Here is a 26,203-nt window from a genome sequence, read left to right on the forward strand (position 1 = left end):
TCGTCTTTTCCTTCGTCTCTTGCGCCTCAACGGCGCGCTTTTGTAATATATCATATCTTCATCACTTATTTCAATACCATAATTCTTCCATATTCGACAATTATCCTGATTTTATTCCCATCTTTTTATTCTATCCTTCTTTTTATTCCTTTTTGCTCTGTTATGCTTGCTTTTTAATATATTCAGCAAGATTATCACCAAAAAGCCCGCCCTGTTGCGGGCGGGCCTCCTGCTATTTTATACGACTATTCATTTATATTTTATTATATATTTTATTATACTACCGAAGGCTCGAATATGAGCTCTCCTCTTTCAAACCTGCCCAGGTCTAATTTATCAATAGGAATTGAAGTGGGCATACCGAGAATATACTGGGCCATTAAAACACCGGTTATCGGTCCAAACATGAAGCCGTGGCCGGAATAACCTGTCGCAATATATACTCCTTCTACGCTGTCCGCCTTGCCAAGAATTGGCTGAGCATCGGGGGACATTTCGTAAAGCCCGGACCACTGGCGGACTATCCTTATGTTTTTCATATAGGGAAGATACCTTACCGCCTTTTTGCACATGGTCTCGATAAAGTCCCAGGTGGAGGTTACGCTGTAGGTTTCGTGTTCAGCAGGGCCGAATCCCATAATGAATTCTCCTCCGGGTTCCTGTTGCAAATATATGTTTCCGGCAAAGGACATTATCATGGGGCCGAGTTTGGGGTTTACCGGTTCGGTAACCAGTATCTGGTGCCTTTCCGGTCTTACCGGTATATCTACTCCCGCCATAGCTCCTATATCTCTCGACCATGCACCGGCAGCTATAAGGATTTTTTCCGTCATTATATCTCCTTTATTGGTCCTTACTCCTTTAACCCGGTTGTTTTCAACTATAATTCCGGTAACTTCGGTAAAGGTGTTTATCTCTACGCCGAGCCTCTTTGCCGCTTCCGCATAAGCTATCATTGTATGGAAGGGATTCGCATGTCCATCCTTCTGATGAAAAGCACATGCCAGAATTCCCTCTATATTCAATTCGGGTACTATATCAAGGGCTTCCTGAGGTGTTAACAATACCGAATTTATTCCCAGGCTGTTCTGCAATGCTATATTCTTTTTAAATTGCTCCACTTCCTTTTCGGTAATTGCCATCAAAAGGTATCCGCCCTGCTTGAATTCTATATCCCCTTCATAGTCCAGTATTTCGTTTAAGTTTTCAAAAATCTCTATGGAAGCCTTACCGAGAAGGCAGTTCATCTCCGTTCCCCACTGAGCTCTAACTCCAGCTCCGCATCTTCCCGTAGAGCCGCTCATAAGGTAGCTCTTCTCGCATACGACTATGTCTTTCATCCCCATAGCCGCAAGATTATAGGCAGTTGCAAGCCCCGCCATACCTCCGCCGATGATTACAATTTCAGCTGTTTTCTTCATTCTCGACACCTCCTAAAATTGCAGCCATCTTTATATTTTTTGCCGGGGGCCTAAAGGTGGTTATCTTTATATCGGCAGGATTGGTCTTTGTGGCCTTAGCAAGTTCTGCTAAAAGCAGCGACCTGCAGGTTCTCCCCTGACACTGTCCCATTCCGCACCGGGTAATCCTTTTTATTTCATCCATAGTAGTATAACCCTTTTCTATTAATGCCTCGATTTCCTCAAGGGTGACATCCTCACAACGGCAGATTATGGTCTTGCTCTTCATAATTATTTTCCACCTCCAACCCTTATGTTCCTGACCACCATGGAGAGTTCCTTCGGTACAGCCACCGTGATCACGGGTGTTTTATCCTCGTATTTCCCATTCCTTACCTTCAAAACCCTTCCTTTCCCGACTACTTTACCCGACCTGTCGAGCACGTCCACTTCATCTCCTTCGGCAGGAAGGGGAAGGAATTCGAAAGGTAAAGAAACTGTCGCTTCCTTTTCCGAGTAGGTTTCATCTATTATAAATATAGCGAGTCCGGGGCATTTGCTTACGCAGAGAGCGCACCCCGTGCATTTTTCGTAATCCACCTCGGGCAAGTTGTTTATGTCATCCCCAAGGGTTATGGCTCCGGATTTACACGCTTTAGCACAGGGATTGCAGGGAATTCTTTGGAAACATTCCACCATTACTACCGGCCCTTTTGCCAGCCTTTCTTTTGGTGGAATCCTAAAGCTTAATTCTTCCATTTCCGGGATTCCGTTTTTAGCAAGCATATTAAGCACCTCCTATATAATAACCCTTGATAGGCCTTTTCTTATTTTCTCTCCTACAGGTCCAGAACGCAGTGTATCAAGTTCTCTCAGTACCGCATTCTTTTTGTCCTCATAGGTACCGTCGTCGTAGCCCAGGCTTTTTGCTGCCGAGAGTCCGGCCAGCTCACCTTCCATCATGGCGCTGGACGCTTCTTCCACACCCGCTACATCGCCGGCTACATATATTCCGGGTACCGTAGTTTCCATATTTTCATTCCTTAGAGGAACGTGACCACCCAGTTCCGGAACATATACCATCTGGCACCCTGCCTGCCACAAAAGCTCCGCCAAAGGTGAAAGTCCTACGGCAATGCACATGACATCCACATTGAAGACCTTTTCCGTTCCGGGAACGGGCTGCCATTTATCATCCACCTTCCAGATGACAGCCCTTTCGAGGGCACCGGTCATTTCGTTGGGATAAGCTGCTTTTACAGTATAGGAGGTAAGTATAGGAATGCCGAGTCTTGCGACTTTTGAAGCATGTACCCAGTATCCGCCAATACGGGGCGCCGCATCGATAATGGCTTTTACATTTACACCCGCCTGCATAAGCTGATAACTGACTATAAGTCCGATGTTTCCTGCACCTACCATAAGCACATTTTTACCGGGAAGTACCCCGTGTTCGTTCATTAGAGTCTGCACGGCACCAGCACCGTATATCCCGGGTAGGTCGTTATTTTCAAAGGGTAAAAATCTTTCCGAAGCACCGGTGGCGATTATTATTCTGTCCGCCTTCATTTTTACCCATTTTTTCTCTTCCACTTCGACTCCTAAAACCCCGTCATCGGGATAATAGGCTACCACCGTAGAATCGAGCATTGTTTTAATCTTAGGATTTTTTTCTACCTCGGAGGCTAAAAATTTTCCTATATCCACACCTCTGATGGAGGCGTACTGTTTTTCCGAACCAAAGAACATGTGGGTTTGTTTTACCAGCTGTCCGCCAAGCCTGGAATTTCTGTCTATGAGTGTAACGTTTGCACCCATTTTTGCTGCTGCAAGGGATGCCATTAATCCTGCAGGCCCTCCACCAACTACCGCTACCTCAGTTCTAATCATTTTAAATCACCTCTTCCTTCCTGGGTTTCCACTACCATTCCTTCTCTCAGCTTTTCCACGCATACCCTTACATTGGGTTCTCCATTAACCGTCATCAGACAGGAGGAACAGTTCCCAATTGCGCAGTAAAATCCGCGGGGCCTGTGAAGTTTTTTACTGTGGCTCAACACCCTTACTCCATTCGCATGAAGAGCTGCAGCAATGGGTTCACCTTCATATCCCTTCATCTTTTTGCCGTTGAAGGTGAATTCCACTTCACGCCCCCTTTCAAAGGTTAAAATGGGGTGCTTTTCTATTCTCATCATTATACCTCCTTCATATAATTCATTGTTTTTATATATTTATAAAGGTTTTTAACTTTTTATTGATTTTGCGGTTTTGTTAATGTTTAGACAATTTTGCTCGCATTTTAACCTCAATCTACTTCTTGCCCCTTAGCTAAAACACCTTTTTAAGAGGTCTCTCCTCAGCTCGCTCAAATGAAGGGCCATTTTCTTCGCTGCTTCTTCTTCGTCCCTCTTCACAATCGCCCTAACGATATCTCCGTGCTGTTTGCACAAATTCAGCCAATCGTCGTAGTCAAGGATGGTTTTTTCTCTCAGTTCCTTGCTTATGTTGAGAATATGGCTTATTACTTCTTTTAAGATAAAATTATGAGCACTTTCCGCAATGGCTAAGTGGAAAAATAAATCCCTGTCTTTATCCATGTATTCTCTAATCGACATATCGTTCCCGTGAAATTCTTTATCCAGTTCCACCAATCTTTCTATTTCCTCTTCGGTAGCCCTTTTTGCCGCAAGCCTTACAATTTTTACCTCAATTATTTCCCTGGCTTCTACGACTTCCAGCAGTGCGTCCCTTTCTATATCCTCTGCGGAGCAGGTGATAAGTTGAAACCCCGAAACATTTCTTAAATACCTTCCACCCCCCGGTTTCGACTCTACCAGCCCGCGGGATTCAAGAACCCTGAAAGCCTCCCTCAATATAGATCGGCTTACCCCCATCTGCACCATCAATTCCCTTTCCGAAGGAAACTTATCACCGGGCTGAAGTTTCCCCTCATCGATCATTTGCCTGATCTGTTGAATAATAGTTTCATACAATCTTACATTTCTTACTTTTTTGAAATTCAATACCTCACCTTCTTTATATTTATAATCTATATTTATAATCTTTTTCAGGGTTACTTGGTAGCCCAGTTTTAATTAATATATTCGATATGGAAAATAAAATTCCTGCATGAATAATATAATTTTTTTAATTTGTTTTTATTTTTGTTAATATTATCACAATTGCTTTTCTTATTACCCTGTGTTATCATTATTCCTGAAATTTTCAAAAGGAGGAAAAATCTTGTCTAAGGATGTATTAACCCTCGGTATAGAAACTTCCTGCGATGAAACCTCCGCAGCGGTGGTTTTAAACGGCAGGAAGGTTCTATCAAATATTATCTTTAGCCAAATTGAAGCTCATAAAAAGTTTGGAGGCGTTGTTCCCGAGCTGGCCTCCCGGGCGCATCTTGAAAAAATTTGCTATGTCGTAGAGGAGGCATTAAAAAAAGCAAACCTCAGCATTAAAGAAATAAATGTAATAGCCGTTACCAACAGACCGGGTCTCATCGGCGCCCTTCTGGTGGGTGTTTCTTATGCAAAAGGCCTTTCCTATGCAGCAAAAAAACCCCTTATAGGGGTAAATCACATTGCCGGACATATTTACGCCAATTTTTTGGAAACAAACTTTTCTCCGCCTTTTTTATGTTTGGTGGTATCCGGGGGTCACTCTCACCTTTTCCGGGTAGACGACTACGGTAAGTTTAAAATCCTCGGAAAAACCATAGATGACGCCGCAGGAGAGGCTTTTGACAAGGTAGCAAGAGCCTTAGGCCTGGGATATCCCGGAGGCCCTGCCATTCAAAAGGCGGCTGAGGCTGGAAATGAGGATTCAATTACCTTCCCGGTAGCTCAAATAAAGGGTTCAGAGCTGGATTTCAGCTTCAGCGGGTTAAAAACCGCGGTATTAAATTATTTAAACCAGCAAAGGCAAAAGGGAATAATGGTAAAAACCGAGGACGTAGCGGCAAGTTTCCAGAAGGCTGTAGTAAAAGCCCTGGCAGAAAATACAAGGCAGGCGGTTATGCAAATAAAAGCGGATACCCTGGCCTTAGCCGGAGGGGTAGCGGCAAATAAAAGGCTGAGGCAGGAATTTTTGAAATTAAGCCAGGATCTGGGGATAAAAGTTCACTTTCCACCCGTGGAATTCTGCACCGACAATGCTGCTATGATAGCCTGCGCCGGGTATTATTATTTTCTTGATGGCAAAATATCGGATTTTTCCTTGGATGCCTATGCCGTATCCGATTTTTGATGAGCTGTGGAAACTTTTTATGGGGATAATGTGGATAAGTTTTGCAAAAAAGAAAAATTCAAAGCTCAACCTGTGGATAACTATGTGAATATGTGGATAACAAACATTTATTCAATGTCTTTCCACATGATAATTGCATCTTCATTGTTGTCCGTATAATATCCTCTTCTAATGCCCGTAGGTTTAAAGCCAAGCTTTTGATATAAATTCTGGGCAACAAAATTACTTTTTCTAACCTCCAGGGTCATCTTCATGACGCTTCTTTTTTTTGCTAAGTCGATAAGCGTCCTCATGATAAGCTCTCCGATTCCCAGCCCTCTGTACTCCGGAAGCACAGCGATATTTGTTACATGAGCCTCATCAAAGATTATCCACATGCCCCCGTAGCCTACCACCCTGCCCTCGGCCCGAATCACTATATAGGTGGAAAAGCGGTTTTCCTTCAGCTCGGATAAAAAGGCATACTTTGACCAGGGATTTGTAAAGCTCCTTTTTTCTATCTCTATAACCTCTTTTAAATCCTCCTCAGTCATCAAATCTATTTGAATCTCGGGTAAGTATTTCTTTTCCATGCCTTTCCTCCCATTTCTCTTCCGCATGAGATTTTCTCATGTAAAAGGGTTTTACCGAAAAACCGTCGCATTTTTCCCCTCTCAAGAATTTATTGAATCCGATCATTGCCACCGAAGAAGCCCTTGGCATGGTATACAATAATTCCTGTTTGATAAGTAATAAATTAACATTATTGTCATTATTTTCTACCGCAAAAACCTTTTGGGCACCATCGCCCACAAGAATTACTTCCTTTTCTAAATCTCTTAAATTTTTCAATAATACTTTCGAATTTAAGATCACATAATCCCAAACCTTTACTAATTCCTCCCCTTCCCACCGGAAAAGAGCAGCATACACATCCTTTCTCTGGGCATCTATTACAGGACATATCAGGCTTTCACTTCTAACATTGTATGCTAAGCTGTCCAAGGTATTTACCGGTATTATGGGTATTTTCAAAGCCTGGGATATACCCTGAGCACATGCAATTCCAATTCTTATCCCGGTAAAGGAACCGGGACCTACGGAAACGGCAATCCCATTTATGTCCTCAAGATTTACCCTCAGGTCTTTTAAAACTTTATCCACCATCGGGATCAGTTTTTCCAAGTGGGTGTATTTGTCCGTTTCTAAATAATACTCCGCAATCAGCCTTCCTCTTTCAATAACCGCAACTCCCACTCCCTTAGAAGTAGTTTCAATTCCGAGAATCTTCAACTTTGCATCAACTCCTTTTGAATAATGGATACCAGCGGTGTTTTGCCGTATATCCTGAATTCCCTTTCTATAGTATCCACGTAATAAATCTCAATCCAGAGGGAAGATTCGGGTAGAAGATTTTTTACTTTGTCCGCCCACTCGACAACTACGGCGCACTCATCCAAAAAATCTGAAAATCCTGCCTCTTCCAGTTCTTCTTCACTTTCTACCCTGTAAGCATCCACATGTACAAAGGGAACAACTCCTTTGTAAAAATTTATTATTGTAAACGTAGGGCTTACCACATACTCCTTTATACCCATTCCCTTCGCTATTCCACGGGTTAGAGCAGTCTTGCCAGCACCTAATTCGCCCACCAGAGCTACCACATCTTTCGGTCTCAAAAACTTTCCAATAATCGAACCCAGTTTCTCGGTTTCCTCCACGCTTTTTGTCCTGACTACAACCATATACTACCTTCCCCATCTCTTTATTTTTTCTACATTTATTATATCAAAAAAAAATATAAAAAAAATAAAGCCCCGCAAAATTGGGGCTTTTGTTTTTACCTGTGCAGTAAAAAGGACAATCTCTTGTAGATGAGCAGCGTTACCAGCGATAGCAAAAGACCTTTCAGGATGTTAAAGGGAAGAATGCTGTAAACTATAAGGGTTTTAAGGTCTACTATCCTCGGATTGGCTTTTGTCCCCAGCGATACTATTACATCCATGGGAATATTTAATACCTTCTGATATAGCGGAATGAAAATATAGTAATTGGCGACAGACATTCCGATAGCCATTGCGGCGGTGCCCAGGAGCATTCCTATGACAGCAGTATTCCTGTTTTTATTTATCCAGTATACGTAGGATGCGGGGACCACAAAAAGTATACCCGTCAAGAGGTTTGCCGCTTCACCTATAAAAGCCGTCTGGTTTTTAAAGATTGCGTGAAGGATATTTTTCAGCACCTCTACTCCTGCACCCGCCCAGGGTCCAAGGGCAAAGCCCGCCAGCAGAGCGGGTATATCGCCAAAATCAATTTTTAAGAAGGACGCAAAAAAGGGCAGTGGAAATTCAAAAGACATTATGAAAAAGGCTAAAACTCCGAGGACCGCAACTTTTGTAAGATTTTTTACATCCTTCAGGCTCTGTACGCTTTTTTCGTTTACGGATGACATAGAAAACTCCTCCTTTAAGTTAATTTAGTTAGATTGATTTTAAGAAAAATTTAAGCCCCGAATCTTCGGGGCTTAAAAATTTACGCAAAATAAAATCAACCTTCTCCCATCCGGACTATACCGTCGGCTCCGGAATTTCACCGGATCAGCCCCTGAAGGGCTCGCGGGCTCGCCTTTCGGCTCACCGCCGGTCGGGAATTTCACCCTGCCCCGAAGGTTTTTCGGTCCTTTTTTAAATTTTCATTTATATATTACCATAGAATTAAAAATTACACAATATAAGAATTATTAAATATAATATTTTTAAATTTTTTTAAAATATTATCTCTTATACACAACCTCACCATTTATAATCACAATATCCGGTCTTGCCATTAAGTCAAAGGGGAATTTATCCCATATTACGATGTCCGCATCCTTTCCTTTTTCTATGCTGCCCACCCTGTCGGCAATACCTATTATTTCAGCGGCATTTTTCGTAATTGCAAGTAACGCATCTTCTTCTTTCATCCCTTCCTTCACCGCAAGAGCGGCAAGAAGCGGAAGGTACTGAATGGGGATAACGGGATGGTCGGTCATTATAGCGACTTTTACTCCCTTTTCCGCAAGAACTCCCGGAGTTTTAAAAGTAAGGTCTTTTAATTCATACTTTGATTTGGAGGTGAGGGAAGGCCCTACCACCGCAGGCACATTTTCTTTTGCTATTTTATCGGCTATCAGGTGCCCTTCGGTGCAGTGTTCAATGACCAGATCCACATCAAACTCCTTTGCTATCCTGATAGCGGTAATTATATCATCTGCCCTGTGAGCGTGAGCCCTGAGGGGAAGCTTTTTGTCAAGGACTTCGCAAAGGATTTCCATTTTTAAATCCGTTTCAAATACTTCGCCCTCTTTTGTCCTTTCCTTTTTGAGCTTGTAATTTCTCGCCTTATAAAGGGTCTCCCTTAAAAGTGCGGCTGTAGCCATTCTTGTTGCAGGGGATTTTTTTTGCTCTCCGTAAACCCTTTTGGGGTTTTCTCCAAAGGCGATCTTTAATCCCGCAGGAGATTTTATTATCATTTCATCTACAACCCTGCCATGGGTTTTTAATGCGGCGGATTGTCCCCCGATTACGTTGGCACTGCCCGGGCCGGTAAATACCGCGGTGACGCCTCCCTTTACGGCATCTTTAAAAGCCACATCTGCAGGGTTTACGGCATCTATAGCCCGTAGGTGCGGAGTTATCGGATCCGTCCACTCATTTCCGTCCTCTCCTATGGCACCCACACCTTCCTCAAAAAGCCCTATATGGCAGTGGGCATCGATGAAACCGGGAAATATGTACTTACCTTTCGCGTCAATTGCTTCAACACCCTCCGGTATTTCAGCCCTTTCCGCCACATCAACAATTTTACCGCCGTCGATAAAAATTACTCCTTCTTCTATTACCCTTTTATTGGCCATTGTATAAATTTTTCCACCCTTTACCGCAAGCATTTTACCACTCCTTCCTAATTAATACCCGGTGATATGGCGAGCATTGCCCGGAAAACTTTATAGGCTTCTAAGTAATCCTTTGCGGTGTAAATTACCGTCCTCGGGTCCTTCTTTTTGGTCCCGGGGATTAATAGGGTCATATCCGCCATAACCGTCCTGAAAAAGGAAACTTCAAGCTCTACGGGGCCCTCTTCTTTTACCGGTTTAAAGGAATCAATCTTAAGCAATGCCTCCTTAACCCCTTCTTCTATCTTCCTTTTAACTATATCGAAGGGAAATACCCTGGCTGCATACCTTCCCACCGCTTCCTTTACAACCACGCCTACGATATCCCGGTGCAGCTCTTCCTTTGCACAGAGGACGGCATTTTGATCTCCGGTGATAAGGGCTACCGGAACACCGTAATATCCCGCAAGCCTTCCATTGAGGCCCGCCTCGCTCATTTCCCTCCCGTTTATTTTGGCGTACATCACCTTTGATGTATAGGTATGATCCATAATTGCATTATCCGTTCCCGCCCTCGCATGGTATCCCACAAAGAAAACCGCCTTATAACTTTCATCTATCCCTTCCATCATGCTTAGAGGTTTGGGGCTTCCGCTAATAAGAACCGCTCTTTTATCCAGTTCTTCTATCAGGATATTGTCCATATTATTATGGGAATCGTTTACAACCACTTCCGTTGCCCCGAAGTCAAAGGCCGCCTGAATAACCGCATTTACCTCTTTTGTCATTAAAAGCCTCATCCTGTCGTACTCTTTATTTCCGGGCTCCGTATGGCTTGAAGAAACCACACCCGAAATACCCTCCATATCGGCAGAAATGAATATCTTCATCTACCTTTCCTCCTTTTTATTTCCTCAATGAACCTCTCAAAGGGTTTTAATTGAACCGGGTCTTTTTGCCACATGCCTTCGGGATGCCACTGAAGTCCCAGGATAAATTTGTCCTGAGATACCGCTTCCACCGCTTCCACCACACCGTCAGGAGCATAGGCTACCGCTTTAAGATGGGGAGAAATATTTTTTATAGCCTGGTGGTGGAAGCTGTTTACCTTTACCTCTTCGGAATTAAAGATTTCAAAAAGGATCGTCCCTTTCTGAACCTTTACCGTGTGTGTAGCGTACCATCTGGGTGCACTCTGCGAATGTTTTATAGAGCCTTTAAGCTGGGAGGGTAAATCCTGATAAAGGCTCCCCCCGAGTGCCACGTTTATCACCTGAATTCCCCTGCAGATGCCCATAACGGGCAAATTTCTATTAAACGCTTCCTTTACGAGAAAAATTTCCGCCTTATCCCTGGCCGGGCTGACCTCACCCAGTTCCTTTACCGGATCCTCTCCAAAAAGGAGCGGATCCACGTCCGGCCCCCCTGTAATTAAAACCCCGTCCACAAATCCCAGAATTTCCTGCAGGGTAAATTCCTCTAAAGGAGGTGTGATAAAAGGAATGCCTCCCGCTTTCTCCACTGCTAAATAATATCCTTCATTGAGAACGGCTTTTTCTTCGATATAAGAAGAAGTAAGCGCTATCTTTGGTCTCATAAAAACCCCCCATTTTAAAGAAGCTTAACCGCTTCCTTTGCTATATGCGGGTCAAATTGTTTTCCCGCATTTTTCAATATCTCTTCCCTGGCTTCATGGACATTTTTGATCCTCTGATAGGGTCTTTCAGAGGTCATCGCGTCGAAGGCATCGGCGATGGCCATAATCCTTGCTCCTAAAGGGATTTCCTCCCTGTAATACCCGTGGGGGTAACCCGAACCGTCGTATTTTTCATGATGGTTAATAGATATTGGAATAATCCTTTGCAGTTCCGTAACTATGCTCATTATATCCCCGGTGTAAACCGGATGCATTTTCATAATCTTAAACTCTTCATCCGTTAGTCTGCCCGGTTTATCCAGGATGAACCGGGGAATTGCTACCTTGCCCGCGTCGTGCAGATAAGCGGCAATTTTTATATCCGATAAATCCTTATGAGGTAGCCCCAGGCCCTTTGCAATTTTAACCGAATAAAGGGCTACCCGTTCTGAATGCCCCGCCGTATAGTTGTGTTTTGCGTCAATTACCCGGCTGAATACCCTTATAATATCCCGGGCATCTCCGCCGCATTCATCAGCATCTATAAGCCTTTGTTTCTGGAGGGTTTCATAAAAAATTTTTGAAAGCTTTTCCTCATCGGAAAGCATTAAAAAAAAGTCCCTGTCCTCCAGGATAAAGGCGGTCAGCTCAAAAATTAAACTGGATATTTCTTTATTCCGCCTTTCTTCAAGTTTTTTTATAATAACCTTCGCATCTTCCTTGTAATTCGTTTCCCTAAGCAAAATATCCACAATGTCCGCCGCATGAATAATCTGCCCGCCTATATTGATATCATCCCCGGCTGTGCCCCTGGGGTATCCGCTTCCATCCCAGTTTTCATGGTGGTGCTCTATCATACCGGCGGCAATCTTTAAAGGCTTAATTTCTCTTACAATTTCCGCTCCTTTAACGGGATGGTTAAAAATAATTGGATTTCGAAAATGATCTTTTATGTTTGTATAGTGCACCACATGCTCGGGTAAGGAAATAGCCCCAATATCGTGTAAAAGGCCGGCATAAAAAATATGGGCTTTATATTCGGGTAAAATATGTTCTGCCATTTTTTCGCATAAAAGAGCTACCCGCCACGCATGGTAAATTTTTTTGCTTTCATCCAGGTCCATCATCAGCGAAAGTGCCGCGATGAGTTCGGAAAAAAATTGTTCTTTTTTTTCCTGTCCGATATTCATAAATCCTCCAAAATATTTTATTTTTGACTCATAAAAAATTATAGCAAAACTGACATTTTTTATAAATACACTTTTTCCCTATGAAAAAAATAAAAAAGCAGGTGTTCCTGCTTTTTTTAAATTACCAAAAATTAAAAGTCTACGAGTCCCAGACTTATTTTTAAGGCCTCATCCACTTTTGCCATTATTTCACTGTCTAAAAAGGTTATTTTCTCCTTTAACCGCCTTTTATCGATTGTCCTTAACTGTTCCAGTAATACCACCGAATCCTTTTCCAATCCGTAATCCTCTTTTTTAAGTTCCACGTGGGTAGGAAGTTTGGCTTTGTCGATCTGGGAAGTAATTGCCGCAACTATTACCGTCGGGCTGTATTTATTTCCCACATCGTTCTGCACCACCAGGACAGGGCGCACTCCACCCTGTTCCGATCCTACCACGGGATTTAAATCCGCATAAAATACATCTCCCCGTCGGACAAGCACGTCATTCACGCTCCGACAGTCTTAACTCATAGGAAAAGAAATCCTGAATGTCCTGACAGATTCCCATTTCCGCAATTTTTAAATTTATGTCTGCCATTTCCATATAGCCCGATTTAAGCTGCTCTCTCATCCTGAGCCTTTCCCTTTCTTTTATATAAAGCATCATGGCATCCCGAATCAATTCGCTTCTATCTTTATTTTCCAAAGATAGAATTCCATCCAATTGTCGCAAAAGGTTTTCCGGCAAACTCACCGTAATTTTTACAAGTCCGGCCACAGCGGCACCCCCTATGAGCATCTATAAAAACAAATCACTATAATTATTTGAATAAAAATAGAAAAATATACCTAAGATGTTAAATAATTTTTAACCTTTATTATTTTACCATCTTCTATATAAACCCTTGGAACCCTTTTAGAAACGGCACACAGCACCTCATAGGAAATCGTACCTATGATTTTTGCTACTTCATCCGCCGTTACACCGTTATTTTTACCATCGCCAAAAAGCTCTACATCGTCTCCCACTTTCAGTCCTTCGATCCCCGTCACATCTACCATACACTGGTCCATGCATACCCTTCCCACTACTTTTGCCCTTTTGTCTTTTACAAAAACCTCTCCTTTTGAAGAAAGCAGCCGGAAGTAACCATCCGCATACCCGGCAGGAAGTGTAGCAATTCTGCTCCTTCTTTGAGTTATAAAAGTCCCACCGTAGCTTACAGGTTTTCCTTTTTCCAGCTCCTTTAAATGGGCAATCTTTGTCTTAAAGCTCATTACGGGTTTTAACTTTACCTTTTCCTTATCCACCTCATCGGAAGGATAGCATCCGTAAAGCATTATTCCCGCCCTTACCATATCCAGATGGGTTTCGGGCAGGTCGATAATCGCCGCGCTGTTAGCGGCATGTTTTATGGGAATCCTGTATCCCTTATTTTCCAATCTGCCAACGACATCCATAAACTTATAAAACTGTTCAAAGGTAAAACCCTTATCCTTTTCATCCGCCCTGGCAAAATGGGTAAAAATGCCTTCCACTTCGATACCGGGGAGTTCAAATACCCTTTCTATTTCCGAAATAATAGGGGAATCCGCTAAAAAACCTATTCTCCCCATGCCCGTATCCAGTTTAATATGAATCTTAACAGTCTTTCCCATTTGTGCTGCTTTAAGGGAAAGCTTTTCGGCCATTTCTACGCTGAACACGGTCTGAGTTATATTGTTCTCTATTATTTTATCAAACTGATCCTCCGGTGTAAAACCCAAAATAAGGATGGGAGCCCTGACACCCTCTCTTCTCAAAGCGAGGGCCTCGTCCAGAAAAGCGACGGCAAGGTATTCCGCTCCCATAGAAAGGGCTACCCGGGATACCTCAAAGGCTCCGTGCCCGTACGCATCCGCTTTTACCACTGCACAAAACTTTGAATTTTTGTTTTTCACTCTCAGGACTTCATTAATGTTGTGTTTTAAATTGTCCAAAAGAATCTCGGCTCTAGTAGGCCTTAGGGACTCTTTCATTTATCTCACCTCTTTTAAAAAGATTTATATTTATCTTAAAAAATCTTCAAAAAAGCTTCCGGTATATTATCCAATATATCACCGGCAATCAGAGGAATTTCCCCTTTTTTCTCCCTTGCGATATCTCCTGCTAAACCGTGAATATACACGCCCGCACAGGCAGCCTTTAAAGGGTCCGGGTTTCTGGCAAAAAAGGCCGCAATCATGCCCGTAAGGACATCCCCGCTACCGCCGGTGGCCATACCGGGATTCCCGGTGGGATTGATGTACACCGGAGAATCCGGTGATTTTACAAGGGTCCTTGCTCCTTTCAGAACCACCGTGCAATTAAATTCATCCGCCGCCTCCACCACCTTTTGCCATCGGTTTTCCTCTATCTCCTGCGGTGAGGTATTTAATAGCCTTGCCAGTTCCCCGGAATGGGGAGTTAAAATAATTTGTCCCTCTTTTTCCCTTAAAAGTTCGGGATGTTTTTGAAATGCGTTAATTCCGTCCGCATCCAAAACCAGAGGCTTTTTGCAGTTTTTTACAAATTCCCTGATGAACTTTTTTGTGTTTTCATTGGTAGATAAACCGGGCCCGACAGCGACCACATCGACCTTTTGTGAAAACTCCAAAGCCTTGTCCAGCGCATCCAAGGATATACATCCTCCCTGATCGGGGAGCGGCTTTTTCATCACTTCGGTCAGCTTTACCTCAAAAACCGCAGTCAAACTTTCCGGCACCCCAAGGGTAACAAGCCCTGCTCCCGAACGCTGGGCAGTAAGGGCGCATAAAGCTGCAGCCCCCGTCAGACCCTTTGAGCCGGCCAGAATAAAAACTTTGCCGAAAAAACCCTTGTGGACATTGGGAGGATAGGGTATAAAAAGATTTTTTATAAAATCTTCGTTTAAAAGAATACCTTCCGGTTCAATTTCTTCTATTAAATCCACCGGCATACCGATATCGGCAACTGTAACCCTGCCGGCGTAAACCGCACCGGGATATAAAAGCAGTCCCGGTTTTAAAAGACCCATTGTTACCGTTTCATCTGCTTTTACCGCCTCTCCCAGCACTTTACCGGTTCTTCCGCAGATGCCTGAAGGTATATCTACCGCCACCTTGTAACCCTTCATCTTATTTATTAAATTTATTACATCTTTATACCTTCCTTCAATATCTCCCTTTAAGCCCGTTCCAAAGAGAGCATCAATAAGTGCAAAATTTCCATCGTCCTTATTTAAGAGGTCATACGCCCTGTTTAACTGCTCGTTTGAAAAAATATAATTCAAAGAAACGTTCATTTTCTCGAGGATTGTCAAATTAATGAGGGCATCTCCCGCTATGCTTTCCTTTTTTTCCGGGATAAAAATCTCTACCGAAAAACCTTTATTTTTCAGATGCCTTGCCGCTACAAAACCGTCTCCTCCGTTATTGCCCTTGCCGCAAAAAATATAAACTTTTTTTGACGCAAAACATTTCCTTTGATATGCTTTCTCTACCACATCAGCTACAGCTTTACCTGCATTTTCCATCAGCACGATTCCCGGGACCTGGAAGTCTTCCATCGCCAGTTTATCCATTTTCCTCATGGTTTCCGGCATTACCACTTTCATCAAAAAGACCTCCCATAATACAGGCTACCGCACAGGCGTACTCCTTTGTGTGGCTTAAAGAAATATCTATGAGTTTAAAGCCTTTTTTTAAAAATCTATCCTTTGCTTTTCCATAAAGAAAAACCCGGGGTTTTCCTTTCTCATCCTTCAGTATTTCTATATCCCTCCAGCTTACCTCTCCTATCCCCGTCCCGAGGGCCTTTGCCACCGCCTCTTTTGCGGCAAATCTTGCGGCAACACTTTGAAAGAAAAATTTATTTTCATTAAAACTATTAATTTCTTTATCGGTAAAAATTTTTTTTAAAAATCTTTTATTTTTGCAGGCTCTTTTTACCCTTTCTACTTCCACAATGTCAATTCCTACACCCATTATTACCATCCCCGGTGTTTTACATTATTTTTTCCATATAAATACAATAATAAAATACTTACAGTTGAAAAAAATAAAATAGGATAAATTATTAAATTAAACTTATATAAACTTTCGATTTTTCTCTTTAAAATACCTTCTTTTTGACAAAATTTAAAAAATATTTTCTTGACCTTCTTTGACCTTCGTTGTATAATTTAATTAGAATTTATGAAAAATTTACCAGAGGAGGTGCTTGCTATGCATGAAAGGCATCTAATACCGTGGAGGAGAAGGGGTTTACTGCCAGCTTTCTTCGACCTGGATATTGAAAACTTCTTCGACAATTTCTACGACTTTTTAAATCCCTCGGCTATTAGAATAGATATGAAAGAAACCGAAAAAGAATATATTCTGGAAGCGGACTTGCCCGGATTCGATAAAAATAATATAGAAATACATCATGAAGAAAATATGCTTACCATCTCCGGCAAACAGGATGAAATAGTTGAAGAAAAAAGGGAAAATTATATCCATAAAGAAAGAAGAAGGGGAAGTTTTTCCAGGACAATTCCCTTACCGGACAACGTGGATGCGGACAACATAAAGGCAAGCTATACAAACGGTGTACTGCGCCTCATTCTTCCCAAGATAAATCCATCAAAACCAAAGGGAAGAAAAATCGATATAGAATAGGAACCCCGTTAAATTGGGGTTCCTATTATTTATTCTTCACCAAGTTCTTCATCAAATAAGCTCAAAAATATCTCAACTATTTCCAGGTCAAACTGGGTTCCTGCATTTCTTTTTATCTCGAGGAGGGCTTCTTCCACACTCTTTTGTTCACTGTATGGCCTTCTTGATGTCATGGCGTCAAAGGCCTCTGCTACCGATAAAATACGGCATAAAAGAGGAATTTCCTTTTCCTTCAACCCAAGGGGATACCCTTTGCCGTCCCACCTTTCGTGATGCTTTAATATAAACTCTGCTATCCCTGCAAGATCTGGAGACGAAAGGGCTATTCTATAACCTTTCTGAGAGTGCTGTTTTAATACTTCCCATTCTTCCTCGGTAAGGGGCCCTTTTTTATTTAAGATGCTGTCGGAAATGGCAACCTTCCCGATATCGTGCACTTCCGCCAGTAGGGCAAGGTCCGAAAGTTCCTTGGGAGAAAGACCCAGTTTTTTGCCTATTTTAAGGCTCAGATCTTTTACCCTTTGCGCATGGCCTTCGTTAATATAATCCTTTTCCGCCAGTATGGACATCAGGACATTTAACGTCTGTTTCCTTATACTGTTGCTGTTTAAAAGTTTATCCCGGTACATGAGTTCGTCGGCTCTTTTTAACACATCCTTTAGATTTTCTCCTTCATATTCCGCGGTAGCATATCCTATGGACAGGCTGAGGTAAAGCCCTTCCTCAGCTTCCCGCTCATTGAACTTCTCGATATTATCTTTTATTCTGCTTACTATTTTTTCCGCATCCGAATTGGAAGTCTTAGGAAGCAGTAATGCAAATTCGTCTCCTCCAATTCTTGCAAGAATATCCGAAGACCTTATAGAGCGAAGCAGAACCTCAGATAATTTGATAAGCAGCTTATCTCCCTTATCGTGCCCTAAGGAATCGTTAATCAGTTTTAATCCGTTCAGGTCCATCATAATAATTGAAATAGGGTATTCCCTGCTTCCCGTATACCTTAAAAGTTCTTCTTCAAAAAACGCCCTGTTGTAAAGCCCCGTCAAATTATCGTGCAGGCTTATATACTCTAATTTTGTCCTGTATTCGTGAACCTCTGTTATGTCAGTGTAAATCCCGTAAATCCCTAAGATTTCTTCATTAACCTTTATCAAAATGCCCCTAATATTAACATAAATCGGCTTACCGTTCTTTGTGTATCTTACTCCTTCCACGGAGAGTTTTTCATCATCAAATACCATTTGGGTAAGTTTTTTCGCGTTTTCCAGTTCTTCTTCTTTGTTAATTAATTCATCCACATCTTTTCCCAGGCATTCCTCTTTGCTGTATTCAAACAGCTTTTCAAAGGCCGGATTGACGTCGACGATCCGGTGATCTTTATCCAGAAGAACTATCGCATCGGGAGAATGGTTGAAAAGTGCCCTGAGCTGCTCCAAGTATCTCTTTTCTTCCGTTATATCCTCATAGAACGAGAAGGCTCCCAGGATTTCTCCATTTTTATCGCTTACTAAAATATCCTTCATTTTTGCTATTACGGGAGTTCCATCCTTTTTATACCTTACGCCCTCATAGGAGAGGAAGTATTCCTCACCTTTTAATATTTTTTGAGCCCTGTTTGTATCGAACATAAATCTTTTAATTACCGTCTCATCAAAAATACTCTTTCCTATTATTTCTTCCCTGCTGTAGCCGAAGATTCGTTCAAAGGCAGGGTTCACATCCCTGAATACCATATCGCTGTCGTAAAACACAATTCCATCCCGGGAGTTTATAAACAGGGCTTTATACCGCTCCAACTCAAATTCCAGCAATCTCCTGTAGTTTTCCAGCTCCGTAATATCGCTGATAACCCCTGTAAACTTTTCGTCTACGTACTTTCCCTGTATTAACAAATACTTCCTTTTACCTTCTAAATCCCTTGCCCTTACCTTTACTTCAATCTCCTTTGTTTTACCGGTATAGGCTTTTCTAATTGCATCTAAGAGCATCCTTCTGTCTTTTTTCTCCAAACCCTTTAAAACAGTCCTGTATCCGCAGACGACTTCACAGCCTTTAATCAATTTTGCGGCATTTTCCGTTATGTAAAATCTTCTACTTTCAATGTCGTATTCCCAGACGCAGGTTTCGCTGGCTTCAAGAGCAAGCATGAGCCTTTCCTGAAGCTCTTTTATCCTTTGTCCGGTCATTCGAAGCTCTTCGAAACTTGCCGTCAACTCCTCATTTTGAGCATATATTTCCTCATAGGCTGCCGAAAGCTCTTCATTTGCCTTTTTTATCTCGCTGGTTTTCCTATCGATGATATCTTTTAACCTCTTGTTTAAATAAATTAAAAGAAAAATTATGGACAGCAAAAAAATCGATATAACGACCATTGTGTAGAAATGTTTTTTTATGGCTGCTTTCACATCATAGGGCTCGTCGCCAAACCATTTTTTTATAATCTTATCGTAAATCCCGTCTTCCGCCATCTTAGTAAGACCGTAGTTAAAAACATTTAAAAGTTCCGTATTCCCTTCTTTAACCGCAATGCAGTAAAACGTCTCGCTTATGGGATCGCCGACAATTTTAACCCTGTCTTCCAAATTATATTTTTTCAAAAAATAGCGGGCTGTATATTTATTCCCTATAAATGCATCCGCCTGACCATCCATCAAAAAAAACAAGGCTTCTTCCTGAGATGACCCCCGTAAAATATTTATCCCTTCTATATTCCTTACTATTTCTTCAGCAATGTCTCCCTCCTGAATCGCCACCTTTTTCCCTTTCAGTTCCTTCAATGAGCTAATTTCGTTATCTTCCCGGCGCACAAGGATAACCCGGGAACTTACGAGGATTGGGCGGGAAAAATCGTATTTTTTATCCCTTTCTTCACTTTTGGACATCCCCAGGAGAGCATCCACCTTTCCGTCTTCCAGGGCTTTTAAAGCATCCGCCCACTCCATGGGTATGTATTCCACTTCCAGCCCCGTGTATATAGATATTGTGCTCATGATATCTATGTTAAATCCCTGAAAGTTCCCCGACGAATCAACAAATTCATAGGGCGGAAAATTTCTATCACCGGCCACCGTGATTTTTTTATTTTGGCTGGCAGAAGCACCGGAAAAAAATAAAATAAAAAGGAATAAGACCAAAATTATTTTTTTAAGGGCAGAAGTTATTTTCTTACTATTTAACAAAGAAATCACCTCAAAAAATTTATGAAACCGGAACATTTGTAAATCTTTCGGATATTTTAATTATAATACATTTTTAAAGCAATCAATATTTTTTTTGTTAACTTTTTTTCACCTCATCATCTTTTTTCTTATCCCAAACCTTCCCTTTTTTATAATAATCTAATATGGTCTTATCTAATTTACGGCTTATTTTCAAAAGTATCTCTTTGTCAAAATGCATATTTAAAGCATTGTTCAATAAATGTTTAAATTGCTCTATTTTTCTCAGGTTATCATCCATTATTCCACCTCTTTAATATCCTTTTTACAACATTTTACATCATCTCCCTTCTTTTTGCAAATAATATTTATATGCTGTGAGCAAATTCCAATAGAGAATTTTGTCGGCTAAAGTAGAACTGAGGAGTGAAAAGAATGGAAAACTATTCTAATAAATTTGATTTAAAGTCCATAGGAAAAAGAATCCGGGAAGAGAGAGAAAAGTTTGGACTTTCCCGGGAAGAATTCGCGGAAATTGTGGGTCTTTCGGACTACTATATCGGCCAGATAGAGCGAGGAGAACGCCAGATGAGCCTCCCCGTTTTAGTTAAAATGGCAGGTTTACTTCATCTTTCCCTGGATTATATCATTTTCGGAGAAGATTATTATTATGCTGAATATCTCAGAGAATCCTGCTTAAATAAACAAAAGGGCGACCCTATGGAAGAAATTGTGGGACTTCTCCACAGATGTTCGAAAAAAGAATTGGAACTGATAAAGAAATTGTTAAAAGTTATTTTGCCCTATTTAAATAAATTAGATTCAATGCCATAATTACATTAATGCTGATGAATGCACCATAAAAAAAGGGCTGCCGTAAAGCAGCCCAGCATTTTACTCAATCGTTTTTACAAGCCTTGGTTTTTGTTTTGGTGCATTGTATACGTAAACCGCATCGTATTCAATTCTATTTTTTTCAATAAAATCGCAAATTTCGCTTTCAATCATCCCTTCTACCTTCGCCGCTACGCCGCAGCTCGAGCTTATCTCCCTGGGCACGGGCACCAATTGAAAATTAATTCCCGTGCCTTTTAATTTTGATTCGAATTTCAGGGCATGGTGCACCGAAGGGAAAGTTATCATAAAAAAAGGATATTTTTCAGTCAATTTCATCTACCTCGTTATTTTTAGAATATATTCGCCTTCCAAATTTATTATATCCACCTTGAAACCTGAACTTTTGGCAAATCGGGTTACATTTTCCTTGGCGGTGGGATTATCCACCAGTACCTCAAGAACATCCTCCTTTAAATCTTCAAGGGCTTTTTTAGTCATAACCACGGGCATTGGGCAGGAAAGGCCTCTTACATCGATTTTGGTTGCCATGCGCCTTCACTCTCCTTCTTTATATTCATTACCGTAGGGATATTTAAAAGAGCAATTGCTGTTAAAAATATAATTCCTAATATAACAGCTATTTTACCGTTAGTCCCCACTCCCTGAACCGAAGCTGAAATTCCAAAATTGTGAGAGAAGGCAGCTCCTACCAGCATCCCAAAAAACGCGGCTCCTGCATCGGTATCACCCTCGCCCGCCAGTATGCACTGCCTTAACGGGCATCCTCCTAAAAGTATTGAACCAAAACCTGCCAGGAACATCCCTAAAAAGTTCCACAGCTCCATTGTATGAGCTATGGGCTGCTTTTCAAAGCCCAATTTAAAATTACCAAAGACTATGTTTAAAATCAACGCTGCAGTAAAAATCCCTGCAAAACCAGAAAAGAGGTGAAAATCCTTTAAAAGGAATATATCCCTTATACCTCCTGCCATACAAAGGCGGGACCTTTGAGCCAATGCCCCGACAATTAAACCTGCAGCAAGGGATATTATAAAGGGGGCTCTCATAGAACCGGGTCCTTTTGCGCTGAAAAATATAAAGGATGGAGCAACCAATACCAGGATGAGGAGTACAACGGCTACAAGCGGCATTATATAACCGTTACCTTTTGATAACTTATAACTTCTGCCAAGGGAAAAACCCTTCTTTATAAAAATCAAACCGTAGTATATTCCCGATGCAAACCCGAAAAAAGCAAAAAGTGCATTGAGGTCTCCCGCAGATAACCTTAAAACCATCCTTAAAGGACAGCCCAAAAATACCATAGCACCCACCATCACGAAAAAGCCGATTATAAATCGGGTTAAGGTAGCCGATCCTCCGCGGGCATTAAATTCCCCAAAGGCTAAGGAAATAAGAAATGACCCTAAAATAAAACCGGGCACTTCGGGTCTTATATACTGCACCACTTCAGCCCTGTGAAGCCCCAATCCCCCTGCAATATCCCTTATAAAACACGCCACACACATCCCCATATTAGCAGGGTTACCCAGTTTTGTCAAAATTACAGCTATAGCACCTATAACAATTCCGGACAAAACGACGAGTTTCTTTTGATCCAAAGAGAGCACCTCCTAAGTTTTTTGTAAAATATTTCACTATTAATTTTATACGATTTATTTAAGGTAATTAATTTGTATTATTTATACGTTTCTTATTTCATATAGATAAAATCAATAGAGGTGCTCAATAAAAATTCAAAATTCCCTTCGTTCGTAAATTTTAACTGATACAAGAAAAGAAATCCCGTAGATAATTACTGCTAAAATCATTAAAGCTGTAATTATATAAGTATTATTGAAACTATCTAAAAACCTGAAGTCATTTCTAAACATAGGAAGAATCCACCCTATGCTGAAGAACATCGCGAAAAATAAAAAAATATTTAACATTTTTGACCTGTAATATCCCATTTTAAAAAATACAGGAAGATAAATGCTGTTTATGAAGATAAGGGAAAACATAGCCCCTACAATCCCCTCCAATGTTATGGAATATACTTTCAAAGGCAATAAAAGAATTCTTATTATACTGCTAATTACCGCATAATAAAATATTGAAATAACAGCAAAAGCAAAAACCGATAAATATCTTGCAAGAACTACGGTACTTCTTTTACAGGGAAGAATGTTCAATAAAATATCCGCATTGCATTTATCATCATAAGCGCAGGCGGATTGCAGCATTACATAGGATAACGCTACCACGCAAGCAGGGAACATAGCCTCTCCCATCTGCTGAAAGGCTAATATTATTATCAAAGTATTCACTATACCATATATTAGGGTAAATTTTTGAACCAATATATCCTTTTTAATAAGATTAAACATTAATCTTCCCCCTTGTAAAATAAAACATTATATCCTCAAGGCAGGGCCTTTCAAAAATAACCTTATCCTGGAAAAGTTTTTTCGCAGTCTCCTTTTCCTTAATAAGCCCCTCAAAACCAAACTTATTCTCTTTTATACCAACGAAATGTTTTTTTATATCTTCATTCATAAAATCTTTTGGTCCTTTTACAATCGAATAATATTCAAAAATATCATCCTTGGGGCTTGAAAATACTATACTTCCATCATTTATAAAAGTTATATAATCCGCAATTTTATCCAAATCCGAAGTGATATGGGTAGAAATAAAAACCGATTTATTTTCATCCTGAATGTATTCGGACAGGAAATCCAGCAATTCGCTTCTAACAATGGAATCAAGCCCGGAGGTGGGTTCATCCATTATTAAAAGTTCTGCATTGTGGGATAAAGCTACCGCAAGGGATAACTTAATTTTCATGCCCTTGGACAATTCCTTTATCTTTTTTCTTCTGGGCAGAGAAAAATCTCGTATCAAATCATTAAAAACCCTTTCTTCCCAATATTTATAAAAGGGGGCTATTATCCCTTTCATTTCTTCAATGGTGAGTTCTTCGTAAAAAATATTTTCCCCAAAAACAAAACCTATTTTGTTTTTTATTTCTATTTCCTTATCCGCATCATCATTGTTGTACCCAAAAATTTTTATTTGTCCTGCATCCCTCTTGAGTAAATTCATAATAAGCTTAATCGTCGTGGTCTTGCCCGCTCCGTTAGGACCGATAAACCCCATTATATACCCTCTATCCAAAGTAAAACTTATATCCTTTAAAGAAAAATCTTTAAAATTTTTCCTCAGGTTTTTAACCTCCAAGATAGGAGCCATATTATCCCTCCTCGTAAAGAATTTTTAACATTTCCTGCATTTCTTCCAAAGAAAGCTCGATGGATTTTCCGGCCATTACCGCTTCTTCCAATTTTTCCTCTACTATTTTTAACCTCATTTCCCTTAAAAGCTCTTTGTTCTTTACCGCTATAAAAGAGCCCTTGCCGTGAACGGTTACTATATACCCGTCGTTTTCCAACTCCTGGTATGCCCTTTTTACCGTAATTACACTTATCTGCAGTTCCTTTGCCAAATTCCTGATGGAAGGCAGCATCTCTCCCTCCGCAATTTCTCCCCTCATTATCATGTTTTTAATCTGCCTCACGATTTGTTCGTATATAGGCTCCTGCGAGGAATTCGAAAGGATTATATTCATCTATCCCCGCTCACTCCTTTCTTCAGCTGCACTACTGTATATACTGTATATATACAGTATATTATCTATGATAAATTTTGTCAACAATTTTATTTACGGTCACCAAATATTTTCATGGATTCCATCCTAAAAATATAAAAGGGATGGGTATAAAACTTTTTTAAAATTTACCCATCCTCAATTTTTACTTTTTTATGCCCTTATTTTCACGTTATAACGATTGCACTATTCCTCAAAACGGTAAAGCTGGTCTTTGGTAAATACATAGTCAGGGGTAATAAGCTTTTCTTTGAAATTTATAGAATACCACGGATTGCCATCATTATTCCCTGGATTTTTCAGCACATGTATTTCCTGGGCGGGCATATACCCCTGGGCCAAAAGAAATATTTTCTCTCCGGTATTTTTATTTACCGCCATGTCAACTACAATTACGCAGTGGCCGGGGCTTCCCCCTTCGAGGAATACGTCGCCGATGCTTAAATCCTCCAAAGAGACCCTTTTCATCTCCTTTGACAGAGAGAGAGTCCCAGCATAGGCAAAGACCATGTCCAGGTATTTCCTGAAAGTTGCGTAATCACCGTTATAGCCGGCCTGTTTAACCCAGCTGGTATTATTTCCCTCCACCCTTATCCTGTAACCTTCCCGCCACTTTTTATAATCTGCCCGAAAACCGTTGGTAAAATTAAAGTGAATTTTATCGTAATAGCCCCTTTTATAAAGATACTCAGCCCTCAGTCTAATCACCGAATCGGCACACTGCATTAAATCCCTTTGCCCTACGTCCATATCAATTACGGCTGCGTGCACATCCCTTGGTTTTACAAAACCGTTGTAATATCTTACCTTTGAACCGTGGGGTTTTAAGGGTAAATTCCTCAAATACTCCCCGAAGGAATCTTCCGGGAGTTTTATCCTCTCAAATCCTTCGGGTACCTCAATCCTTTCTTTTATCGTCTTTCCTTCTTCGTTTATTAAATTATTGGTTTTTCTTTCAAAAGGAATTTCTTGATTTTTTATAAAATTTTTCTCTTCGTTAATCATTTTTTCGCATGCGGTTAAAAGTAAAACCGTAAGCATAATAATTAAAATTATTCTTCTCTTTTGCATCCTTTTGCTCCCTTATTAAAATTTTTTCATTTTACATAATAAATAAGCCGGGGAATAATTCGCCCCTTTTTAACCGAGGACTCCACTTCCCCTAAATATTCTGCACCCATTTTTATATAAAAACCCTTTGCTTCGGGACTGGTTACAAAGGTAAAGCTTTTTATACCTTTTTCCTTACAATAATCCGCTAAATGACTCCACAGCATCCTCCCGTATCCTTTGCCTATATAATCGGTGTCAATGTAGAAAAACTCTAAATTCACCTCATCTTTTTCAAATAAAAGGCCGAAAAAACCCAAAATCTTTTCCTTATCCTCCAGTACAAATACGGGGAAATTTTTTATATATTCTTCAGTCAACCGATATTTTTCTTTAAATTTTACCATATATTTTTCATCGTATCCCCAGTGACCTTCCGACTTCTCGGCAAGCTCGGATAATATCAATGCCTCATTTTCCTTTGCAGGTCGTATAAAAGCCAAAATCTTCAC

General features: G+C 40.8%; 32 protein-coding genes and 1 riboswitch. Of the genes, 3 read left to right on the forward strand and 29 right to left on the reverse strand.

What is annotated here, in order from left to right:
* Positions 1-275: 275 nt before the first annotated feature.
* The 6 genes from ACPLOV_RS07175 to ACPLOV_RS07200 all read right to left on the reverse strand — a co-directional run bounded on the left by ACPLOV_RS07175 (position 276) and on the right by ACPLOV_RS07200 (position 4,423).
* A complete protein-coding gene (locus ACPLOV_RS07175; RefSeq protein WP_424910905.1) occupies positions 276-1,421 on the reverse strand; it encodes an NAD(P)/FAD-dependent oxidoreductase in 1,146 nt (381 codons plus the stop codon).
* Positions 1,405-1,689 (reverse strand): (2Fe-2S)-binding protein, encoded by a 285-nt coding sequence (locus ACPLOV_RS07180; protein WP_424908939.1) that lies wholly within the window; start codon positions 1,687-1,689, stop codon positions 1,405-1,407. The genes ACPLOV_RS07175 and ACPLOV_RS07180 overlap by 17 nt, the downstream gene beginning before the upstream one ends.
* A gap of 2 nt (positions 1,690-1,691) precedes the next feature.
* The gene (locus ACPLOV_RS07185; protein WP_424908938.1) at positions 1,692-2,186 is read right to left on the reverse strand and encodes a 4Fe-4S dicluster domain-containing protein; all 495 of its coding nucleotides are present in this window, start codon (positions 2,184-2,186) and stop codon (positions 1,692-1,694) included.
* Positions 2,187-2,198: 12 nt separating this feature from the next.
* Positions 2,199-3,290 (reverse strand): NAD(P)/FAD-dependent oxidoreductase, encoded by a 1,092-nt coding sequence (locus ACPLOV_RS07190; protein ID WP_424908937.1) that lies wholly within the window; start codon positions 3,288-3,290, stop codon positions 2,199-2,201.
* A complete protein-coding gene (locus ACPLOV_RS07195; RefSeq protein ID WP_068748054.1) occupies positions 3,287-3,592 on the reverse strand; it encodes a (2Fe-2S)-binding protein in 306 nt (101 codons plus the stop codon). The genes ACPLOV_RS07190 and ACPLOV_RS07195 overlap by 4 nt, the downstream gene beginning before the upstream one ends.
* A 132-nt stretch (positions 3,593-3,724) precedes the next feature.
* Positions 3,725-4,423, reverse strand: a complete 699-nt coding sequence (locus tag ACPLOV_RS07200) for a FadR/GntR family transcriptional regulator (RefSeq protein WP_424910906.1) — start codon at positions 4,421-4,423, stop codon at positions 3,725-3,727.
* Positions 4,424-4,643: 220 nt separating this feature from the next.
* On the opposite strand from ACPLOV_RS07200, the gene tsaD reads away from it, so the two are divergent.
* Positions 4,644-5,654, forward strand: coding sequence for a tRNA (adenosine(37)-N6)-threonylcarbamoyltransferase complex transferase subunit TsaD (gene tsaD, locus ACPLOV_RS07205; RefSeq protein ID WP_424910907.1), 1,011 nt, complete (start codon positions 4,644-4,646; stop codon positions 5,652-5,654).
* A gap of 107 nt (positions 5,655-5,761) precedes the next feature.
* Here tsaD and rimI read toward each other — a convergent pair whose 3' ends face one another.
* The 13 genes from rimI to acpS form a co-directional block, all read right to left on the reverse strand.
* Positions 5,762-6,226: a ribosomal protein S18-alanine N-acetyltransferase gene (rimI, locus tag ACPLOV_RS07210; RefSeq protein WP_424908934.1), complete on the reverse strand. Its 465-nt coding sequence runs from the start codon at positions 6,224-6,226 to the stop codon at positions 5,762-5,764.
* Positions 6,180-6,926 carry a tRNA (adenosine(37)-N6)-threonylcarbamoyltransferase complex dimerization subunit type 1 TsaB gene (tsaB, locus tag ACPLOV_RS07215; protein ID WP_424908933.1) on the reverse strand — a complete coding sequence of 249 codons (747 nt, stop codon included), beginning with the start codon at positions 6,924-6,926 and terminating at the stop codon, positions 6,180-6,182. The genes rimI and tsaB overlap by 47 nt, the downstream gene beginning before the upstream one ends.
* Positions 6,923-7,378 carry a tRNA (adenosine(37)-N6)-threonylcarbamoyltransferase complex ATPase subunit type 1 TsaE gene (gene tsaE / locus ACPLOV_RS07220; RefSeq protein WP_424908932.1) on the reverse strand — a complete coding sequence of 152 codons (456 nt, stop codon included), beginning with the start codon at positions 7,376-7,378 and terminating at the stop codon, positions 6,923-6,925. Before tsaE ends, tsaB begins: the two co-directional genes overlap by 4 nt.
* Before the next feature lie 95 nt (positions 7,379-7,473).
* On the reverse strand, positions 7,474-8,088 hold the full coding sequence (locus ACPLOV_RS07225) for an ECF transporter S component (RefSeq protein WP_424908931.1): 615 nt from the start codon (positions 8,086-8,088) through the stop codon (positions 7,474-7,476).
* Positions 8,089-8,182: 94 nt separating this feature from the next.
* A riboswitch (FMN riboswitch) is annotated at positions 8,183-8,310 on the reverse strand.
* A 99-nt stretch (positions 8,311-8,409) separates the two neighbouring features.
* On the reverse strand, positions 8,410-9,564 hold the full coding sequence (locus ACPLOV_RS07230) for an amidohydrolase (protein WP_424910908.1): 1,155 nt from the start codon (positions 9,562-9,564) through the stop codon (positions 8,410-8,412).
* A gap of 14 nt (positions 9,565-9,578) precedes the next feature.
* Positions 9,579-10,400 carry a M55 family metallopeptidase gene (locus ACPLOV_RS07235; protein ID WP_424908929.1) on the reverse strand — a complete coding sequence of 274 codons (822 nt, stop codon included), beginning with the start codon at positions 10,398-10,400 and terminating at the stop codon, positions 9,579-9,581.
* Entirely contained in the window at positions 10,397-11,107 is a 711-nt protein-coding gene (locus ACPLOV_RS07240; RefSeq protein ID WP_424908928.1) for a gamma-glutamyl-gamma-aminobutyrate hydrolase family protein, read from the reverse strand. Before ACPLOV_RS07240 ends, ACPLOV_RS07235 begins: the two co-directional genes overlap by 4 nt.
* Positions 11,108-11,121: 14 nt before the next feature.
* Positions 11,122-12,336 (reverse strand): HD-GYP domain-containing protein, encoded by a 1,215-nt coding sequence (locus tag ACPLOV_RS07245; RefSeq protein WP_424908927.1) that lies wholly within the window; start codon positions 12,334-12,336, stop codon positions 11,122-11,124.
* Positions 12,337-12,467: 131 nt separating this feature from the next.
* Positions 12,468-12,818: a type II toxin-antitoxin system PemK/MazF family toxin gene (locus ACPLOV_RS07250; RefSeq protein ID WP_424907808.1), complete on the reverse strand. Its 351-nt coding sequence runs from the start codon at positions 12,816-12,818 to the stop codon at positions 12,468-12,470.
* A gap of 1 nt (position 12,819) precedes the next feature.
* On the reverse strand, positions 12,820-13,095 hold the full coding sequence (locus tag ACPLOV_RS07255) for a CopG family ribbon-helix-helix protein (RefSeq protein ID WP_424908926.1): 276 nt from the start codon (positions 13,093-13,095) through the stop codon (positions 12,820-12,822).
* 71 nt (positions 13,096-13,166) lie between these two features.
* Entirely contained in the window at positions 13,167-14,336 is a 1,170-nt protein-coding gene (alr, locus tag ACPLOV_RS07260) for an alanine racemase (protein WP_424910909.1), read from the reverse strand.
* 35 nt (positions 14,337-14,371) lie between these two features.
* Positions 14,372-15,931: an NAD(P)H-hydrate dehydratase gene (locus ACPLOV_RS07265; protein ID WP_424910910.1), complete on the reverse strand. Its 1,560-nt coding sequence runs from the start codon at positions 15,929-15,931 to the stop codon at positions 14,372-14,374.
* Positions 15,891-16,301, reverse strand: a complete 411-nt coding sequence (acpS, locus tag ACPLOV_RS07270) for a holo-ACP synthase (RefSeq protein WP_424908923.1) — start codon at positions 16,299-16,301, stop codon at positions 15,891-15,893. Before acpS ends, ACPLOV_RS07265 begins: the two co-directional genes overlap by 41 nt.
* A 240-nt stretch (positions 16,302-16,541) precedes the next feature.
* Here acpS and ACPLOV_RS07275 point away from each other — a divergent pair, with 240 nt between their 5' ends.
* A complete protein-coding gene (locus tag ACPLOV_RS07275) occupies positions 16,542-16,976 on the forward strand; it encodes an Hsp20/alpha crystallin family protein (RefSeq protein WP_424908922.1) in 435 nt (144 codons plus the stop codon).
* 29 nt (positions 16,977-17,005) lie between these two features.
* Here ACPLOV_RS07275 and ACPLOV_RS07280 read toward each other — a convergent pair whose 3' ends face one another.
* Together ACPLOV_RS07280 and ACPLOV_RS07285 are read right to left on the reverse strand one after the other, a co-directional pair.
* Positions 17,006-20,155, reverse strand: a complete 3,150-nt coding sequence (locus ACPLOV_RS07280) for a PAS domain S-box protein (RefSeq protein ID WP_424910911.1) — start codon at positions 20,153-20,155, stop codon at positions 17,006-17,008.
* Between the two features lie 97 nt (positions 20,156-20,252).
* Positions 20,253-20,435: a Spo0E family sporulation regulatory protein-aspartic acid phosphatase gene (locus tag ACPLOV_RS07285; protein WP_424908920.1), complete on the reverse strand. Its 183-nt coding sequence runs from the start codon at positions 20,433-20,435 to the stop codon at positions 20,253-20,255.
* Between the two features lie 134 nt (positions 20,436-20,569).
* On the opposite strand from ACPLOV_RS07285, the gene ACPLOV_RS07290 reads away from it, so the two are divergent.
* The gene (locus tag ACPLOV_RS07290) at positions 20,570-20,968 is read left to right on the forward strand and encodes a helix-turn-helix domain-containing protein (RefSeq protein ID WP_424910912.1); all 399 of its coding nucleotides are present in this window, start codon (positions 20,570-20,572) and stop codon (positions 20,966-20,968) included.
* 60 nt (positions 20,969-21,028) lie between these two features.
* On the opposite strand, the gene ACPLOV_RS07295 is transcribed toward ACPLOV_RS07290, so the two are convergent.
* The 8 genes from ACPLOV_RS07295 to ACPLOV_RS07330 all read right to left on the reverse strand — a co-directional run bounded on the left by ACPLOV_RS07295 (position 21,029) and on the right by ACPLOV_RS07330 (position 26,203).
* A complete protein-coding gene (locus ACPLOV_RS07295) occupies positions 21,029-21,307 on the reverse strand; it encodes a DUF3343 domain-containing protein (protein ID WP_424910913.1) in 279 nt (92 codons plus the stop codon).
* Positions 21,308-21,520, reverse strand: a complete 213-nt coding sequence (locus ACPLOV_RS07300; protein WP_424910914.1) for a sulfurtransferase TusA family protein — start codon at positions 21,518-21,520, stop codon at positions 21,308-21,310.
* Complete coding sequence (gene yedE, locus ACPLOV_RS07305) at positions 21,499-22,593, reverse strand: YedE family putative selenium transporter (protein ID WP_424910915.1); 1,095 nt, start codon at positions 22,591-22,593, stop codon at positions 21,499-21,501. The genes ACPLOV_RS07300 and yedE overlap by 22 nt, the downstream gene beginning before the upstream one ends.
* Positions 22,594-22,728: 135 nt before the next feature.
* Complete coding sequence (locus tag ACPLOV_RS07310) at positions 22,729-23,361, reverse strand: ABC-2 transporter permease (RefSeq protein WP_424910916.1); 633 nt, start codon at positions 23,359-23,361, stop codon at positions 22,729-22,731.
* A complete protein-coding gene (locus ACPLOV_RS07315; protein WP_424910917.1) occupies positions 23,354-24,226 on the reverse strand; it encodes an ABC transporter ATP-binding protein in 873 nt (290 codons plus the stop codon). The genes ACPLOV_RS07310 and ACPLOV_RS07315 overlap by 8 nt, the downstream gene beginning before the upstream one ends.
* Before the next feature lies 1 nt (position 24,227).
* Positions 24,228-24,602 (reverse strand): GntR family transcriptional regulator, encoded by a 375-nt coding sequence (locus ACPLOV_RS07320; protein WP_424908192.1) that lies wholly within the window; start codon positions 24,600-24,602, stop codon positions 24,228-24,230.
* A gap of 225 nt (positions 24,603-24,827) precedes the next feature.
* A complete protein-coding gene (locus ACPLOV_RS07325) occupies positions 24,828-25,712 on the reverse strand; it encodes a DUF4846 domain-containing protein (RefSeq protein WP_424910918.1) in 885 nt (294 codons plus the stop codon).
* A gap of 26 nt (positions 25,713-25,738) precedes the next feature.
* A complete protein-coding gene (locus ACPLOV_RS07330) occupies positions 25,739-26,203 on the reverse strand; it encodes an N-acetyltransferase family protein (RefSeq protein ID WP_424910919.1) in 465 nt (154 codons plus the stop codon).

Origin of the sequence: Thermovenabulum sp. (genome assembly GCF_049723235.1) — a bacterium.
Taxonomy (GTDB): domain Bacteria; phylum Bacillota; class Thermosediminibacteria; order Thermosediminibacterales; family Thermosediminibacteraceae; genus Thermovenabulum.

Coding starts and splice junctions, on each gene's coding strand:
- acpS (WP_424908923.1), bottom strand. CDS start 16,301: ATGGGTGTAGGAATTGACATTGTGGAAGTAGAAAGGGTAAAAAGAGCC.
- rimI (WP_424908934.1), bottom strand. CDS start 6,226: ATGGAAAAGAAATACTTACCCGAGATTCAAATAGATTTGATGACTGAG.
- ACPLOV_RS07230 (WP_424910908.1), bottom strand. CDS start 9,564: ATGCTTGCGGTAAAGGGTGGAAAAATTTATACAATGGCCAATAAAAGG.
- ACPLOV_RS07265 (WP_424910910.1), bottom strand. CDS start 15,931: ATGAAAGTGGTAATGCCGGAAACCATGAGGAAAATGGATAAACTGGCG.
- ACPLOV_RS07225 (WP_424908931.1), bottom strand. CDS start 8,088: ATGTCATCCGTAAACGAAAAAAGCGTACAGAGCCTGAAGGATGTAAAA.
- ACPLOV_RS07245 (WP_424908927.1), bottom strand. CDS start 12,336: ATGAATATCGGACAGGAAAAAAAAGAACAATTTTTTTCCGAACTCATC.
- ACPLOV_RS07195 (WP_068748054.1), bottom strand. CDS start 3,592: ATGAGAATAGAAAAGCACCCCATTTTAACCTTTGAAAGGGGGCGTGAA.
- tsaE (WP_424908932.1), bottom strand. CDS start 7,378: ATGGTTGTAGTCAGGACAAAAAGCGTGGAGGAAACCGAGAAACTGGGT.
- ACPLOV_RS07240 (WP_424908928.1), bottom strand. CDS start 11,107: ATGAGACCAAAGATAGCGCTTACTTCTTCTTATATCGAAGAAAAAGCC.
- ACPLOV_RS07175 (WP_424910905.1), bottom strand. CDS start 1,421: ATGAAGAAAACAGCTGAAATTGTAATCATCGGCGGAGGTATGGCGGGG.
- alr (WP_424910909.1), bottom strand. CDS start 14,336: ATGAAAGAGTCCCTAAGGCCTACTAGAGCCGAGATTCTTTTGGACAAT.
- ACPLOV_RS07295 (WP_424910913.1), bottom strand. CDS start 21,307: ATGAAATTGACTGAAAAATATCCTTTTTTTATGATAACTTTCCCTTCG.
- ACPLOV_RS07185 (WP_424908938.1), bottom strand. CDS start 2,186: ATGCTTGCTAAAAACGGAATCCCGGAAATGGAAGAATTAAGCTTTAGG.
- ACPLOV_RS07310 (WP_424910916.1), bottom strand. CDS start 23,361: ATGTTTAATCTTATTAAAAAGGATATATTGGTTCAAAAATTTACCCTA.
- ACPLOV_RS07300 (WP_424910914.1), bottom strand. CDS start 21,520: ATGGCAACCAAAATCGATGTAAGAGGCCTTTCCTGCCCAATGCCCGTG.
- ACPLOV_RS07320 (WP_424908192.1), bottom strand. CDS start 24,602: ATGAATATAATCCTTTCGAATTCCTCGCAGGAGCCTATATACGAACAA.
- ACPLOV_RS07235 (WP_424908929.1), bottom strand. CDS start 10,400: ATGAAGATATTCATTTCTGCCGATATGGAGGGTATTTCGGGTGTGGTT.
- ACPLOV_RS07315 (WP_424910917.1), bottom strand. CDS start 24,226: ATGGCTCCTATCTTGGAGGTTAAAAACCTGAGGAAAAATTTTAAAGAT.
- ACPLOV_RS07285 (WP_424908920.1), bottom strand. CDS start 20,435: ATGGATGATAACCTGAGAAAAATAGAGCAATTTAAACATTTATTGAAC.
- ACPLOV_RS07325 (WP_424910918.1), bottom strand. CDS start 25,712: ATGCAAAAGAGAAGAATAATTTTAATTATTATGCTTACGGTTTTACTT.
- ACPLOV_RS07180 (WP_424908939.1), bottom strand. CDS start 1,689: ATGAAGAGCAAGACCATAATCTGCCGTTGTGAGGATGTCACCCTTGAG.
- ACPLOV_RS07275 (WP_424908922.1), top strand. CDS start 16,542: ATGCATGAAAGGCATCTAATACCGTGGAGGAGAAGGGGTTTACTGCCA.
- ACPLOV_RS07190 (WP_424908937.1), bottom strand. CDS start 3,290: ATGATTAGAACTGAGGTAGCGGTAGTTGGTGGAGGGCCTGCAGGATTA.
- ACPLOV_RS07290 (WP_424910912.1), top strand. CDS start 20,570: ATGGAAAACTATTCTAATAAATTTGATTTAAAGTCCATAGGAAAAAGA.